The sequence below is a fragment of the Roseateles noduli genome (assembly GCF_050626985.1).
GTDB classification, from domain to species: domain Bacteria; phylum Pseudomonadota; class Gammaproteobacteria; order Burkholderiales; family Burkholderiaceae_C; genus Roseateles; species Roseateles noduli_A.
In genome coordinates this window covers 2,793,951-2,808,581 of the sequence record NZ_CP192463.1, presented here as the reverse complement: position 1 = coordinate 2,808,581, position 14,631 = coordinate 2,793,951, and the positions used below count along the sequence as shown (strand labels likewise).

Annotated in this window: 19 protein-coding genes; 18 read left to right on the top strand and 1 reads right to left on the bottom strand. The window is 71.0% G+C overall.

From position 1 onward, the window contains the following. Positions 1–23: 23 nt before the first annotated feature. From fliD to ACQ4L4_RS12295, 11 genes are all read left to right on the top strand, one after another. Complete coding sequence (gene fliD / locus ACQ4L4_RS12345; RefSeq protein WP_431104509.1) at positions 24–1,382, top strand: flagellar filament capping protein FliD; 1,359 nt, start codon at positions 24–26, stop codon at positions 1,380–1,382. A gap of 40 nt (positions 1,383–1,422) precedes the next feature. Next, positions 1,423–1,809 (top strand): flagellar export chaperone FliS, encoded by a 387-nt coding sequence (fliS, locus tag ACQ4L4_RS12340; protein ID WP_431104508.1) that lies wholly within the window; start codon positions 1,423–1,425, stop codon positions 1,807–1,809. A 13-nt stretch (positions 1,810–1,822) separates the two neighbouring features. Further along, the gene (locus tag ACQ4L4_RS12335; protein ID WP_431104507.1) at positions 1,823–2,155 is read left to right on the top strand and encodes a hypothetical protein; all 333 of its coding nucleotides are present in this window, start codon (positions 1,823–1,825) and stop codon (positions 2,153–2,155) included. Continuing rightward, the gene (locus tag ACQ4L4_RS12330) at positions 2,152–3,477 is read left to right on the top strand and encodes a flagellar hook-length control protein FliK (RefSeq protein ID WP_431104506.1); all 1,326 of its coding nucleotides are present in this window, start codon (positions 2,152–2,154) and stop codon (positions 3,475–3,477) included. The genes ACQ4L4_RS12335 and ACQ4L4_RS12330 overlap by 4 nt, the downstream gene beginning before the upstream one ends. After that, complete coding sequence (locus ACQ4L4_RS12325) at positions 3,474–3,980, top strand: flagellar basal body-associated FliL family protein (protein ID WP_431104505.1); 507 nt, start codon at positions 3,474–3,476, stop codon at positions 3,978–3,980. Before ACQ4L4_RS12330 ends, ACQ4L4_RS12325 begins: the two co-directional genes overlap by 4 nt. Positions 3,981–4,044: 64 nt before the next feature. Next, positions 4,045–4,770, top strand: a complete 726-nt coding sequence (locus tag ACQ4L4_RS12320) for a FliA/WhiG family RNA polymerase sigma factor (protein WP_431104504.1) — start codon at positions 4,045–4,047, stop codon at positions 4,768–4,770. Between the two features lie 30 nt (positions 4,771–4,800). After that, positions 4,801–5,733 carry a flagellar motor stator protein MotA gene (gene motA, locus ACQ4L4_RS12315; protein WP_431104503.1) on the top strand — a complete coding sequence of 311 codons (933 nt, stop codon included), beginning with the start codon at positions 4,801–4,803 and terminating at the stop codon, positions 5,731–5,733. 4 nt (positions 5,734–5,737) lie between these two features. Further along, positions 5,738–6,712 carry a flagellar motor protein MotB gene (locus ACQ4L4_RS12310; RefSeq protein WP_431104502.1) on the top strand — a complete coding sequence of 325 codons (975 nt, stop codon included), beginning with the start codon at positions 5,738–5,740 and terminating at the stop codon, positions 6,710–6,712. A gap of 10 nt (positions 6,713–6,722) precedes the next feature. Further along, complete coding sequence (gene flgM, locus ACQ4L4_RS12305; protein ID WP_431104501.1) at positions 6,723–7,043, top strand: flagellar biosynthesis anti-sigma factor FlgM; 321 nt, start codon at positions 6,723–6,725, stop codon at positions 7,041–7,043. Further along, complete coding sequence (locus ACQ4L4_RS12300) at positions 7,040–7,504, top strand: flagellar protein FlgN (protein ID WP_431104500.1); 465 nt, start codon at positions 7,040–7,042, stop codon at positions 7,502–7,504. The genes flgM and ACQ4L4_RS12300 overlap by 4 nt, the downstream gene beginning before the upstream one ends. Beyond that, the gene (locus ACQ4L4_RS12295; RefSeq protein WP_431104499.1) at positions 7,491–8,399 is read left to right on the top strand and encodes a glycoside hydrolase family 73 protein; all 909 of its coding nucleotides are present in this window, start codon (positions 7,491–7,493) and stop codon (positions 8,397–8,399) included. Before ACQ4L4_RS12300 ends, ACQ4L4_RS12295 begins: the two co-directional genes overlap by 14 nt. A 23-nt stretch (positions 8,400–8,422) precedes the next feature. On the opposite strand, the gene flgA is transcribed toward ACQ4L4_RS12295, so the two are convergent. After that, positions 8,423–9,133 (bottom strand): flagellar basal body P-ring formation chaperone FlgA, encoded by a 711-nt coding sequence (gene flgA, locus ACQ4L4_RS12290; protein WP_431104498.1) that lies wholly within the window; start codon positions 9,131–9,133, stop codon positions 8,423–8,425. Between the two features lie 79 nt (positions 9,134–9,212). On the opposite strand from flgA, the gene flgB reads away from it, so the two are divergent. The 7 genes from flgB to flgH all read left to right on the top strand — a co-directional run bounded on the left by flgB (position 9,213) and on the right by flgH (position 14,505). Then, positions 9,213–9,599, top strand: a complete 387-nt coding sequence (flgB, locus tag ACQ4L4_RS12285) for a flagellar basal body rod protein FlgB (RefSeq protein WP_377153235.1) — start codon at positions 9,213–9,215, stop codon at positions 9,597–9,599. Between the two features lie 20 nt (positions 9,600–9,619). Beyond that, the gene (flgC, locus tag ACQ4L4_RS12280) at positions 9,620–10,045 is read left to right on the top strand and encodes a flagellar basal body rod protein FlgC (protein WP_431104497.1); all 426 of its coding nucleotides are present in this window, start codon (positions 9,620–9,622) and stop codon (positions 10,043–10,045) included. A gap of 58 nt (positions 10,046–10,103) precedes the next feature. Next, positions 10,104–10,766, top strand: coding sequence for a flagellar hook capping FlgD N-terminal domain-containing protein (locus ACQ4L4_RS12275; protein ID WP_431104496.1), 663 nt, complete (start codon positions 10,104–10,106; stop codon positions 10,764–10,766). Between the two features lie 69 nt (positions 10,767–10,835). Next, complete coding sequence (locus ACQ4L4_RS12270; RefSeq protein WP_431104495.1) at positions 10,836–12,044, top strand: flagellar hook protein FlgE; 1,209 nt, start codon at positions 10,836–10,838, stop codon at positions 12,042–12,044. Between the two features lie 53 nt (positions 12,045–12,097). Continuing rightward, positions 12,098–12,832, top strand: coding sequence for a flagellar basal body rod protein FlgF (locus ACQ4L4_RS12265; RefSeq protein WP_431104494.1), 735 nt, complete (start codon positions 12,098–12,100; stop codon positions 12,830–12,832). A gap of 148 nt (positions 12,833–12,980) precedes the next feature. Continuing rightward, entirely contained in the window at positions 12,981–13,769 is a 789-nt protein-coding gene (flgG, locus tag ACQ4L4_RS12260; RefSeq protein WP_431104493.1) for a flagellar basal-body rod protein FlgG, read from the top strand. A gap of 10 nt (positions 13,770–13,779) precedes the next feature. After that, on the top strand, positions 13,780–14,505 hold the full coding sequence (gene flgH / locus ACQ4L4_RS12255; RefSeq protein WP_431104492.1) for a flagellar basal body L-ring protein FlgH: 726 nt from the start codon (positions 13,780–13,782) through the stop codon (positions 14,503–14,505). Positions 14,506–14,631 lie beyond the last annotated feature (126 nt).

Sequence of the window (14,631 nt, the reverse complement as noted above, 5' to 3'; positions counted from 1 at the left end):
CGGACCTTGTGGAGGAGCCCGCCATGGCGACTAGTTTCGATCCGACCTCGACGGCCACCAGCCTGGCCACCGCGTACACGCAGCCGGCGCAGACGCTGCTGGACGCCCAGACCAAGGCCGCGCAGACCGCGTCCAGCGGCCTGACCAAGCTGCAGAGCGCGCTGAGCGCGTTCAAGACGGCGCTGGCCGCCTTGTCGTCCAAGCCCGGCCAGTCGGTCACGCAGTACAGCGCCACGCCCAGCGACAGCGCGGTCATGACCGCGACCGCCGCGTCCGGCGCGCAGCCGACCAGCACGCCGCTGTTCGTCGAGCAGCTCGCGACGACCAACCAGGTCGCCTTCCAGGACCTGCCCGCGGTGCCGGCCGGCCCGGGCAGCATGTCCGTGCAACTGGCCAACGGCACCAGCTTCAACGTCGACCTCGCCAGCGCCGACGGCGACGGCGACGGCACGTTGTCGCAGACCGAGATCGCCCGTGCGATCAACACCGCGGCCAGCGGCAACGCCACCGCGATGGTCGTGACCGTCGGCGGCGCGACGCAGCTGGTGCTGACCTCCGGGGTCAGCGGCGCGGGCGGCAAGCTGACGATCGACACCTCGGGCCTGTCCGGTCCGCTGAAGACCGCGCTGGACGACACGAGCAAGCGCAAGGAGCTGGTCGGCGCGCAGGACGCCGTCGTCTGGCTGGGCGCGCAGGGCACCGGCGTGCGGCTGCAGCAGGCCAGCAACACGGTCACCGCGATCCAGGGCGTGTCCATCACGCTGAAGAAGGCGCAGGCCACCGGCGAGTCGCCGGTGACGCTGACCGTCGCGCGCGACGACACGGCCACCAGCGCCAAGCTGCAGAGCTTCGTCGACGCGTACAACACGCTGGAGAAGGCGCTCGACGACCTGACCGTCGTCGGCAAGGAAGGCACGGCCAACGGCGCCTTCGCCAGCGACGCCGGCGTGCGCGCGCTGCGCGACCGCATCGGCAACGTGCTGCGCAACGACTACGGCGGCGCCAGCCTGCGCACGCTGGGCGTGTCCATCGGCCGCGACGGCAGCGCCTCCCTCGACAGCACCAAGCTGGGCAAGGCGCTGTCGGCCACGCCCGACGCGCTGGACAAGGTGCTGGGCTCGACCGCGCTGTCCAACTCGTCGGGCCTGCTCGGCGCGATGGACAAGCTCGCCGACACCTGGACCAACAGTTCCAACGGCCAGATCAAGCAGCGCCAGACCACGATCCAGTCGCAGCAGAAGAGCATCAGCGACCGCCAGCTGCGTCTGGACCAGCAATACAACCAGGCGTACACGCGCTACCTCCAACAGTTCACGCAACTGCAGAACCTGCAGACGCAACTGGGTGGCACGGGCAGCCTGTTCGACGCCGTCGCGGCCTGAGCGCCGCGCACCTCCTCGACGACACGCCCACGACGACCCCATGAGCTACGACGCCTACCAGAGCTACCAGTCCGTCCATCTGCAGGCGCAGACCGCGCAGGCCTCGCCGCTCCAACTGGTGCTGGTGCTGATGGACGGCCTGCTGGACGAGCTCGCCCGCGCCCGCGCCCACATCGAGGCGCGGCGCTTCGAGCTCAAGGCCGCCAGCCTGGACAAGTGCGTCGCCATCATCAACGGGCTGTCCAGCGCGCTGGACCTGGACACGGGCGGGGAGGTCGTGGTCAGTCTGGCTCGGCTCTACGACTACTGCGCGGAGCGGCTGTACCGCGCCGGCGTCGAGCTGGACGTCGCGCTGGTCGACGAGGTGCGCGGCCTGCTCGCGCAGATCCGCGGCGGCTGGCAGGGCGTGCTCGCCCGCCACGGGTGAGGAGGACATGGCGATGCCCCAGACCCTCCGACCGGTGCCGATCACCGCCCGCCTGCAGATGCTCGGCGAGCGCCTGCGCGACGCCTGCGCCCAACGCAACTGGACCGCGCTGGCCCGCGGCGACGCGGAACTGGCCCAGTTTCTGGGCGGCCTCGACGCCGCGGCGCTGACGCCCGGCGAGCGCGCCGCGCTGCAGCAGCTGCGCCGGCTCCATCAGCAGGTCAGCGGCGAATGCCAGCGCGAACTCGAGCGGCTCGGGCAGACGCTGGAACAGATGCGGCAGCAGCGCCAGGGGTGGTCCGCGTATGCGGAGTCCGCCGACTGGGGCACGGAGGCGCAAGCATGACGATGACGATGAATCCGATGGCCGCCGCGGCCAATGCCGCCGCCTCGCCGTCCGCCGCGACGGCGCCGGGGCTCCCTCCTGGCAACGCGACCGGCGGCAAGGCGGACCGTGCGGGCTCGGCGGACGGGACCGCCGCCGCGCCGGCCGTGGTGCTGCCCTTCGCGCCGCTGATGGCGCCCGCGGGGGAGCGTGATGCCGCGCAGCCCCACGGGGCCGACGCGTCGGGCGGCAACGCCGATGGGAACGTCGACGTGCTCGACGCCGCGCTGATGCAGGCGCTTGATGAACTGCTGGGCCGCGGCCCGGCGGCCAGTGCGGGCCAGGACGCGATCGGCGTCGTTGTAGGGGGCGCGCGGCCGGCGGGCGACGGCACCGAGGGTGAGACTTCCGCTGCGCAGGACGCTGCGCTGCCCGGGAGCGCGACCACGCCGCTGATGGCGATGCTGATGCCGACCCTGATCCCCATGGTGATGCCGCCGACCCCGGTGGCACGCGATGCGGCCGGCGCGTCGGGTTATCCGGCCGGCGCGGCGTCGAACGCGCTGGCCTCGCCATCCACGCGGTCCTCGCAAGGTGCGACGACCCTGCCATCGGCACTGACCACCGACGCGGCGCGTCTGCTCGCGCTGCAAGGCGCGGACGTCGCGGTGCCGGCGAACGCGACGGACGCGGGTTCGTGGCAAGGGCTGCAGCGCTGGAGCGCCGACCTGATGACGACGATGACGCCGGGCGCGATGTCGGGCGGCACCGACGTCGGTGCCTCGGCGTCCTCGACGCTCACGCTGCCCGCCTCGCGCGAGGCCTGGCAGCAGCCGCTGCTGCAGGCGCTGGGCGACCGGCTGCAACTGCAGATCGCGCAGCGCGCGGACAGCGCTCGCCTCCATTTGGAGCCGCCGCAGCTGGGCCGCATCGAGATCGACATCCGCCAGCAAGGCGGCGCGCTGCAGGTGCAGCTCTCCGCCAGCAATGACGACGTGTGCCAGCAACTGCGCCAGATCGCCGAGCCGCTGCGCCATGAGCTGGTGCAGCGCCACTCGGGCGATGTGTCGGTGCAGGTCGCCTCGGGCGCGCAGGCGGCCGGCGACGGCCGTGGTCGCGACGGCGCCGCCGCGGGCGGACAGCCGCAATCGGGCGGTCAGCAACGCGATGCGCAACGCCAGCCCGGCCGCGCGCTGCAGGACGACGACCACGGCACGTCGGGCGCTTCCGCCGCCTTCGGCTTCGCGGACGCGTTGGCGGGCAACGCCGCGGGGGCGGGCGGTGTGGGCGCCATGGGCATCACGGGCGGCATCACGGTCGGCAACACGAGGACCACGCGATGAAGAGCAGGACCAAGTTGATCGGCGTGATCGCCGTCGTCGCGCTGCTGGCCGCCGGCGGCGCCGGCGCCGCCGTGTGGTGGCTGAAGGCCGACGGCACGAAGACGGCCGCCGGCGCCGATGCCGCCCATGGCGGCAAGGAGGCCAAGGACGCCAAGGATCCCAAGGACGACGGCAAGCCGGCACCCGACTACAAGTACGTGACGCTGGACAAGGTGCTGGTGATGCTGCGCGGTCCGAACGGCTCGGCGGTGTCGCACTACATGGCGGTGGACATCGTCTTCAAGACCTTGCCCGAGCAGGAGAAGCGCACCAAGGACCACCTGCCGCTGCTGCGCACGGTGGCGGTGAAGGCGCTGTCCACGCACACGGTCGAGAGCGCGCAGGCGATGAGCGTCGAGCAGTTCGCGCAGCTGCTCAACCAGGCCTATGCCGAGAGCTATGCGGCGGACCGGCGCGACGCGCCGTTCGCCGAGGCGCTGATCGGCAAGCTGATCATCGAGTGACGGTCCCGTCCGCGCGCGATCCCCAGCACGACCAGAACCACCAGCACCACCGGGACAGAGCACCGTGCAGCATGCCTACGCCGAATGGGGCGCCGTCGCGACGGCGGGCCTCAGCGCCGCGCAAAGCGCCGAGCTCGAGCAGCGCGCGCTGCGCGAGTACGCGCCGCTGGTCAAGCGCGTGGTGCGGCAGCTGTCGGCGCAGGCCAGCGCGGTGATGGACCGCGAGGACATGGAGCAGATCGGCCTGATGGGCCTGCTGGAGGCGCTGCGCCGCTACGGACAACCGGACGGCGGTTTCGGCGCCTTCGCCGCGCTGCGGGTGCGCGGCGCGATCCTGGACGAGCTGCGCCGCCAGGACTGGCGTCCGCGCACCGTGCGCCAGGACAGCCACAGGCAGCGCGACGCGCTGCGCGCGCTGACGCGCCAGCTCGGCCGCGAGGCGACCGAGGCCGAGATCCTGCGCCATCTGAAGCTCACGCCGCAGCAGTACCAGGACTTCCTCCAGGCCGAGGTGGCCGAGGAGATGGCCAGCTTCGACGAGCTGGTCGAGGAACTGGCGCAGATGCCCAGCGAGCATCGCAATCCGGAAGCGCAGCTGATGGTCACGCGCTCGATCGCGCAGGCGCTGACGGCGCTCAACGAGCGCGAGCAGCGGGTGATCCAGCTCTATTACGAATTCGACGCCAGCCTCAAGGAGATCGCCGCCGTGCTCGATCTCACCGAGGCGCGCGTCTCCCAGATCAACAAGGCCGCGCTCGCCAAGATGCGCGCCTTTCTGCAGCAAGTCTGAAGACCGGCGGAACAGGAAAAAGGAACGGACATGCAGGCACTCATCGGAATCGGGATCGTCCTGGGCTGCGTCTTCGGCGGCTTCATGCTGCACGGCGGGCAGTTCAAGGTCATCTGGCAGCCGGTGGAGCTGCTGATCATCGTCGGCGCCGGCGTGGGCGCGATCGTGCTGGGCAATCCGCGCCACGTGCTGTCGGAGATGCTGCTGCAACTGCGCAAGCTGGTGCGCCGCAACGACCATGGGCAGGAGTTCCAGCGCCAGCTGCTGCTGCTGATGTACGAGCTGCTGCAGACGGCCGCCGGCGGCCTGAAGGCGCTGGACGCGCACGTCGAGGCGCCGCACGAGAGCGCGCTGTTCCAGCGTTATCCGCTGATCCTCGACAACCGCAAGCTGCTGCACTTCATCGTCGACAACTTCCGCCTGATGGCGATGGGCAAGATCAACGCGCATGAGCTCGAGGGCGTGCTGGAGCAGGAGCTCGAGGCCATCCACGACGAGCTGATGCAGCCGTCCAAGTCGCTGCACAAGATCGCCGAGGCGATGCCCGGTTTCGGCATCCTGGCCGCGGTGCTGGGCATCGTGATGGCGATGAACCACGTCGCCGAAGGCGCGGGCACCGGCGAGATCGCCGTGATGGTCGCCGCCGCGATGGTCGGGACCTTCATCGGCATCTTCTTCTGCTACGGCGTGATGGACCCGCTGTCCAACATGATGAAGCAGCTGGTGCATGAGGAGCTGGCGTCGCTGGAGTCCGTCAAGGTCGTGCTGGTGACGCACGTGTCGGGCAAGCCGCCGCTGCTGGCGATCGACGCCGGCCGCCGTCTGGTGCAGCTCAACATCAAGCCCAGCTTCGCGCAGCTGGAGGGCTGGATCGACGCGCTCAGCGGCGACGACGCGTCCGCCGCGTCGCGCCGGCGCGCCGGCGACCGCGCGCCGGGCGAGGGGGAACGCCGTGCAGCCTGAGGTCGTGACCATCGGTCCCGGCGGCGTCGGCGGCCGGACCTCGCGCGACCACCACCCGACGGTGGTGAAGCGCGTCTCGCGCCGTGCCGACGACGAAGGCCACGGCGGCGCATGGAAGGTCGCGTTCGCCGACTTCTGCCTGGCGCTGCTGTGCCTGTTCCTGGTGCTGTGGCTGCTGGCCTCGCGCAACGCCGAACGCATGCAGGTCGTGCTGCAGAACGCGGGCGCCAACCTGATCGAGGACGGGCAGGGGCTGACGAACTCGCTGGCCGCCGGCTCGCGCGGCAGCATGATCGAGCGCCATCCGGTGCCCGCACGCAGCGAGGAGCCCAGCCCCGGCGATCCGCAGCACGGTTCGACCGACTCGCGCATGGGGCGGCCCAGCCTGGATTCGCCGGAGCAGTTGCAGGCGCTGGCGCGTCGCATCGCCGCGCTGGCCAAGGAAGAGGGCCTGGAGGGCCACCTGCGCAGCGCCGTCACGCCGCAGGGGCTGCGGCTGCAGTTGCACGACACCGAGGCCAGCGGCATGTTCGAGCGCGGCAGCGCGCAGCCGGCCGCGCCGCTGCGCGCGCTGCTGCGCAAGCTGGGCCCGCTGCTGGCGGAGATCCGCAACCAGCTGCTGATCGTCGGGCACACCGATGCGACGGCCTATCAGGACAAGGGCCCGGGCGCCTTCACCAACTGGGCGCTGTCCAGCCACCGCGCGATGGCGGCCCGCCAGGAACTGCTGGTCGGCGGCATGCCCGAGTCCAGCGTGCTGCAGGTCACCGGCATGGCCGACGCCGCGCCGCTGGACCCGCTGGCGCCGACCGCGGCGGCCAACCGCCGCATCGAGCTGATGCTGCTGACCGCCAAGCAGGCGCAGGCGATCGCCGGGATGTTCGGCCCGGCCGGGCTGCGCGACCCGGCGCGCGACGGCGATGCCGCCGAGCAGGTCCGCGGCGCGTTGATGAAGCCGCAGCCGGCGGCCTCCCGCTGACGGAGGCCGCATGCGCACCAGATCCAAGGGTGAACGAATGAAGATCACTGGCACCAACCCGTTGAATCCCGCCGCCGGCACGACGTCGTCGGCGTCCGTCGAGTCGACCGACCGCGCGCTCGGCGCCGGTCCGTCGTCCGGTCCCGCGATGCTCGCCGGCGAACTGGCGAGCGAGGTCCTCAAGCCCGCGCAGGCGACGCTCGCCGCGATGCCGGAAGTCGACGAGGTGAAGGTCGCCGCGCTGCGCGACGCGCTGGCCAAGGGCGAGATCAAGTTCGACGCGAATCGCCTGTCGCAGCTCATCCAGCGTTATCACGGAGGCCGCGCGTGACCGCGACGCTGACCCGCACGGCGCGCCGCGCCGACAGCACCGCCGCGGTGATGCTGCAGCAGCTCGTCGACGGACTCTCGCAGGACCTGCGCGGCTACGAGACCTTGCGCGCGCTGCTGGACCGCCAGTTCCACGCCGCGCTGCGCCACGAAGCCGAGGCGATGGCGGCGCTGTCCGCCGAGATCCTCGCGCAGGCCGCGGAGATGGAGGCGCAACGCGCGCGTCGCCGCGAGCTGCTGGTCGGGCTGCTCGGCCGCGCGGCGCAGCCCAGCCTGCGTGCGTTGCTGGAGCGCCTGCCCGCCGCGACGGCCGAGCCGATCGCCGCGCTGCGCCGAGCGATCGAACGCGGGTTGGCGGAATGCAAGGCGATGAACCTGCGCAACGCGCAACTGATCGGCGAGCAGCAGGCGCTGATGCAGCAACTGCTGGGCCGCGAGGAGCACATCTATGCGGAACGTTGAACTCCGCGCGGGCGAGTTCCCGTCGCTGGCGAGCGCTCAAGTCGCGCCGGCGCGCGCTGCCAGCGCGGGTGCCATCGGTGCGGTGGGCGCGGTCAGCCCGATCGGCGCCACGAGCACTGCTGGCGCGGGCGGCTTCGGCACGCCGCGCTTCGACGCGTTGTTCAACGAGCTGAACCGCGACGTCGTCCGCTACATCGAGCAGGGCGACGGCGGCTCCGGCGGCGGTCTCAGTCCTGAAGGGGCGTGGGGCCGCGTGCGGTCCCAGGCGGTGGCCGGCATGGACGCGGCGCCGGGCACCGGCGGCTCCGCGGACGACGCCGTCAGCGATGCGCAGCGCCAGGCCTTCATCGACGAAGTCCTGCCGCTGGCGCGCGGCGCCGGCGCGAAGCTGGGCGTCGCGCCCGAGGTGCTGACCGCGCAGGCCGCGCTGGAAACGGGCTGGGGCCGCTCGCCGATCCGCGCGGCGGACGGCGCGAGCAGCCACAACTACTTCGGCATCAAGGCCACCGGCTGGCAGGGTGCCGTCGCGCAGGCGATGACGACGGAGGTCGAGGGCGGCGCGCCCGTGGCACGCAGCGAGGCGTTCCGCGCCTACGCGTCGCCGTCGCAGTCCTTCGACGATCTGGCCCGGCTGGTCGGCTCGAGCCCGCGTTATCAGGGCGCGCTCAACGCCGGCGCCGACGCACGCGCCTACGGCGTCGCGCTGCAGCGCGGCGGCTACGCCACCGATCCGGCGTATGCGGAGAAGCTCACGCAGGTGGCGGCTCGCGTCACGGCGCACATCGACACCGCTCAACGATCGACCTCGACCTCGAACTCGAACTCGAATTTGATGGCGACTCGGATGTCGACCTCGACGGGCGCCGCCGCTCGCGCGACGGGAGCTGCGAAATGAAGCCGGTCTTCGCGGCGATCGCCTCAGCGCAGTTCGGCGGGCTCGACCAGTCCGGCGTCCAGCACGCGCGCCTGGATCACCCGACCGCTGGCGCTGTTGCGCACGCGGATCAGGCCCTGTCGCGCGCCGCTGTCGAGCGCCTCGCCGGCGCCCTCGACGCTGACGCCGCCGCGGCTGGCCTGGATGCGCACGGCGTCGCCGCGTTTGACCACGATGGCCGCCGCCAGCAGCCGCTTCTGCAGCAGCTGGCCCGGGCGCAACGTCGTGCGCGCGGCGAAGCCGGGCTCCAGCGTGGACAACGCGTCGGGCGTCTGGCTGATGTCGCGGCGCTGCAGCTGGAGCTGATCGTCGGTGACCGGCTGACCGCTGGCCACGCCCTGCGTGACGACGAGCACCTCGGCGCTCAGCGTCGCGCGCAGCAGGAAGTCCTGCGGCGGCACGCGGGCGGCGTCGTCGGTGCAGCGGGCCACCAGGCGCAGGCGCATCAGGCTGCGGCTGTCCTGCAGCGCGACGTCCCAGCCGGCCGGGCAGGCCGGACGTGGGCGCGGCGCGGGCTGCTGAAGCTGCAGCTCCGGCGAGATCAGGCCGGCCTGCTGCGCCTGGTCGAGCAACGCGGTCCGGGCGGTGTCCAGCACCTGGGCGTCGAGCTGGGCGGTGCCGTCCCTGGAGGCGCTCGGCGCCTGAGGTGCCGGACCCGCGGCCAGGGCGGCCGGCAGCCCGCAGGGCAAGGACAACGCTGAGATCGCCAGAGCGATCGACAGCGGACGACAGACAGCAACGGATTCGGAAACGAACGGAAAGAGGGAGTCGCGCATGAGCATCGATTTCAGCAAGGCGGCCGGGGTGCATGACGACGCGCTGCGTCTGCGCGCGGAGCGGACCAAGGTCCTGGCCTCCAACATCGCCAACGTCAGCACGCCAGGGTTTCAGGCGCGCGACATCGATTTTGCCGCGTCCTTGCGCAGCGCACTCGGATCCGGCGACGGATCGGGCGACGGGTTCAACGGCGAGCTCGCGCTGGACACCGGCGACCAGGACATGAAGTACCGCGTCCCGTATCACCCGGCGCAGGACGGCAATACGGTCGAGCTCGGCGTGGAGCAGGCCGCCTTCGCGCAGAACGCGCTCGATTTCCAGACCAGCCTGAGCTTCGTGAACATGAAGCTCAAGGGCGTGGCCAAGGCCATCAGCGGTCAATAAGCGACAAAACGGGAGCTGTCATGTCCTTCAAGCAGATCAGCCAGATCGCCGGTTCGGCGATGTCCGCGCAGACGGTGCGCCTGAACACGATCGCCAGCAACCTGGCCAACGCGCAGTCGGCCGCCGGCACCGAGACCGCCACGTACCACGCCCGCAAGCCGGTGTTCGCCGCGCTCGCCGCGCGCGAAGGGCTGGGCGACCAGCAGCTCGCCGGCACGCGCGTGCAGGTGCTGGACGTCGTCGAGAGCCAGGAGCCGCTGCGCAAGGCCTACGAGCCCGAGAACCCGCTCGCCAACGAGAACGGCGAGGTCTTCTACCCCAACGTCAACCCGGTCGCCGAGATGACCGACATGTTGTCCGCCTCGCGCGCCTTCGAGACCAACGTCGAGGTGCTGTCGCGCGTGAAGTCGATGCAGCAGTCGCTGCTGCGCCTCGGCGAAGGCTGATCCATGCCTGATCCGACCCTGATCAAGACCTGACCCCGATCCTCCACGGAGCACCGACATGACCACTTCCGTCAACAACAACTCGAGCGGCAACGGCGCTTCGTCGTCCAGCGCGGTCGCCGGCAACGGCGACAGCGCCGGCCTGAGCAACCTGTTCACCACGCTGCTCGTCGCGCAGATCAAGAACCAGGATCCGCTGTCGCCGCAGGACCCGTCGCAGTTCGTCAGCCAGCTCACGCAGCTCAGCCAGGTCGAATCGATGCAGAAGCTCACCTCGCAGGGCCAGACCAACGCCAGCATGCTGGCGAGCCTGCAGCTGATGACGCTGGGCGCGCAGGTCGGATCGACGCTGCAGGCCACCGTGTCGCAGGTGCAGCTGCAGGGCGAGCCGGTCGAGCTGCGCTACGCGCTGGATTCGAGCAGCCCCGCCAACACGCTGGTGGTGACGGCCGGCGACGGCACCGAGCAGCGCATCGATCTCGGCTCGCTCGGCAAGGGCGAGCACGGCTACACGCTGGACCCGGCCAAGCTGGGCCTGCGCGACGGCCAGTACAGCCTGAAGTTCGAGGCCAAGGACAAGCGCGACGTGAGCCTGGAGACCGTCGCCCGCCTGGACGGCGTGCGCCTGTCCGCCGACGGCAGCGTGATGCTGCAGCTGGCCGGCGTCGGCGAGGTCACCAGCCAGGCCATCACCCAGTTCAAGGGCCGCGCCGCGTCCTGACGCGCGTCCCTTCCCAGGTTCTTCAGAGTCTTCCCCAGTTCCCAGCATCCAACGCCTTCGGAGGCCCCCATGAGTTTCGAAATCGCACGTTCGGGCATCAACGCGGTCAACGCCAGCCTGGAGACCATCAGCAACAACATCGCCAACTCCGGCACCTACGGCTTCAAGTCCAGCCGCAGCAACTTCTCGTCCATGTACGCCGACAGCTCGCCCACCGGCGTGGAAGTGGGCTCGATCTCGCAGAGCATCCAGACCGGCGGCGGCCTGTTCAACACCGGCCGCGGCATGGACGCGATGATCCAGGGCCGCGGCTTCTTCGCGGTCAAGGGCGACGACGGCCAGACCGTGTTCACCCGCGTCGGCCTGTTCGACGTCGACAAGGACGGCAACGTCATCGACAGCCTGGGCCGCAAGGCCCAGGGCTACGCCGCGGTGCTGGACGCCAACGGCCGGCCGGTGCCGGGCGCCGGCCTGGGCGCCTTCGGCGACCTGCGCGTCAACGCCGGCACGATCCCGGCGCAGGCCAGCGACGTGCTGACCTACAACGGCAACCTCAGCGCCGACTGGACCGTGCCCGCGCTCGCGCCCTTCGACAAGGACGACTCGCGCAGCTACAACAGCTCGGTGACCTCGGTCGTGTACGACTCGCTGGGCACCAAGCACAGCGTGACGCAGTACTTCGTGAAGACCGGCGTCGGCGCCGTCAACGCGTACTACAGCTTCGACGGCGCGGCCCCGGCCGGCGTCGGCGCGACGCTGAACTTCGACGCGCTGGGCCAGCTCACCGCCGTGCCCGCCGTGACGCTGAACGCCGCGCCGGCCAACGGCGCCGCGCCGATCGCCATGCGCATCGACTACACCACCACCACGCAGTACGCCGGCGACACGACGACCCGCACCAACGAGTCCAACGGTTATGCCGCCGGCACTCTCACCGGCACCAGCCTGTCGGAGGACGGCTCGCTGGTGGCCAACTACAGCAACGGCGAGAAGCAGACCGTCGGCACCATCGCGCTGGCCACCTTCGCCAACGAGAACGCGCTCAAGCCGATGAGCGACACGAGCTGGACGTCGACCATCGACAGCGGCGTGGCGCTGTACTCGCGCCCGGGCGCGGGCACGGCGTCCAAGCTCAGCGCCGGTGCGATCGAGCAGTCCAACGTCGACGTCACCGGCGAGCTCGTCAGCCTGATGAGCGCGCAGCGCAACTACCAGGCCAACACCAAGCTCATCTCGACCGAGAACGAGATGATGCAGGCGCTGATGCAGGCCGTCTGACGCGAGCTCTCCCGCGAGTTCTTCCCGACCACCCGGACTGAAGCGAGCCCCCGATGGACGCCCTGATCTACACCGTCATGAGCGGCGCCGAGCGCATCCAGCGCGCGCAGGCCGTGCATGCCAACAACCTGGCCAACATGGAGACGGCCGGCTTCCGCGCCAACCTGGAGCAGGCCGGCGCCGCGCAGGTGAAGGGCTACGGCTACGACGCGCGGCACCTGGCGCAGGCGCGTTCGGACGTCGTCAGCGCGCGCGCCGGCAGCCAGCGCGACACGGGCCGCGATCTCGACCTGGCGGTCGAGGGCGAGGGCCTGTTCGCCGTCGCGCAGGACGGACCGGCGGGCCGCGAGGCCTACACCCGCAGCGGCAACTTCACCGTCGACGCCGACGGCACGCTGCGCCTGGGCCGTCACGCGGTGCTGGGCGAGGGCGGTCCGATCGTGCTGCCGCCGCACGACAGGCTGGAAGTGCAGGCCGACGGCACGATCTCGGTCCTGGCCAACGGCCAGCCCGAGCTGCAGACGGTGGACCGCCTCAAGCTGGTCAAGCCGCCGTTCTCGCAGCTGACCAAGAACGAGGCCGGCCTGCTGGTGACGCGCGACGGCAGCACGCCGGCCGCCGATCCGGCCGTGCAGGTCGCCAAGGGCAAGCTCGAATCGAGCAACGTGTCGGCCGTCGAGGAGATGGTCGCCACGATGAACCTGGCCCGCGACTTCGAGCTGCAGATGCGCCTCTACAAGGCCGCCGACGGCATGGCCGATACCGGCAACCGGCTGGTCCGCGAGTGACGCGGCCCTCCGTTCACTCGACCGCGATCTCGCATTCGAATTCGACCTCGACCTCGACCTCGACCTCGACCTCGACCTCGACCTCGATCTCGATCTCGATCTCGATCCCGTTCCCCCGACATTCCCGCATTTCCCCAAGGAGCCCCCGATGAACCCCGCCATGTGGATCAGCAAGACCGGCGTGCAGGCGCAGGACGCCAAGCTGCAAGCGATCGCCAACAACCTGGCCAACGTCAACACGGTCGGCTTCAAGCGCGACCGGGTGATGTTCGAGGACCTCTTCTACCAGGTGGAGCGCCAGCCCGGCGCGCAGGCCGAGGACGGCACCGCCGCGCCGACCGGCGTGCAGCTGGGCAACGGCACGCGCATGGTGGGCACGCAGAAGGTGTTCACCAACGGCAACCTGCAGACGACGGGCCAGAGCATGGACGTGGCCATCGTCGGCAACGGCTTCCTGCAGGTCGAGGGACCGAACGGCCGGCCGGCCTACACGCGCGCCGGCCAGCTCAACGTCAGCCCGGAAGGCCGGCTGACGACGGCGCAGGGCCAGCGCCTGCAGCCGGAGATCACCATCCCCGTCAACGCCAAGTCGCTGACGATCGGCGAGAACGGCGTCGTGTCGATCACCGTCGCCGACAACGCCGCGCCGCAGGAGATCGGCCAGCTGCGCCTGACGCAGTTCGTCAACCCGGCCGGCCTGCTGGCGCTGGGCGACAACCTGTACCAGGAGACCGGCGCCAGCGGCGCGCCCACCGAGGGCGTGCCCGGCGAGAACGGCCTGGGCAAGCTCAAGCAGGGCGCGCTGGAAGGCTCGAACGTCCAGGTCGTCGAGGAGATGGTCGACATGATCGCGGCGCAGCGCACCTACGAGATGAACACCAAGGTGCTCTCCGCCGCCGACAACATGCTGCAGGTGCTGGCGCAGGCCGCACGCTGAGGAGACGTCGATGAACGCCGCCGCACCGCCCGCCGCCGCACCTTCCACCGGAGCCGACCGCCTCGACCGCTCCGCGCGCTCCGCGACCCTGGCCGCGGTCCTTGCCGTGGTACTCGCGACGGCCCTGGGCGGCTGCGCGATCATCGCGCCGCCGGAACTGCCCAGCGCCGATCCGGGCGGCCTGCCGTTGCCGATCGCGGAGACGGTCCGGCCGTCGGGTGGCGGCGTGTTCGCCGCGGGCCGCAGCGCCAGCCTGATCGCCGACACGCGCGCCTTCCGTTCCGGCGACGTGCTGACCATCGTGCTCGAAGAGGCGACGCAGGCCAGCAAGAGCGCCAACACGCAGAGCGGCAAGACCAGCGGCGGCAGCTTCGGCCTGGATCTGAACGGCAAGCAGCGCTCGTACGGCATCAACGCGGGGCGCGACTTCAACGGCAGCGGCAGCAGCACGCAGCAGAACACGCTGCAGGGCGCGATCACCGTGGTCGTGCAGGAGGTGACCTCCAACGGCCTGCTGCGCGTGCACGGCGAGAAGAGCCTGACGCTGAACCAGGGCGAGGAGCTGATGCGCGTGGCCGGCTACGTCCGCCCGGCGGATGTGGACAGCGAGAACCGCGTGTCCTCGCAGCGCGTGGCCAACGCCCGCATCGCCTACAGCGGCCGGGGCGTCCTGGCCGATGCCGCCACGCCGGGCTGGTTCACGCGCTGGTTCAACAGCCCGTGGAATCCGATCTGAGATCCGGTCAGATGACCAATCCGATCCCCCTCCATCGCGAGTCCCCCATGAAGAATCGATCGATTCCCCTGTCCACCGGCCTGGTGCTCGGCCTGGTGCTCGGCGTGGTCCTCGGCCTGGGCGTGG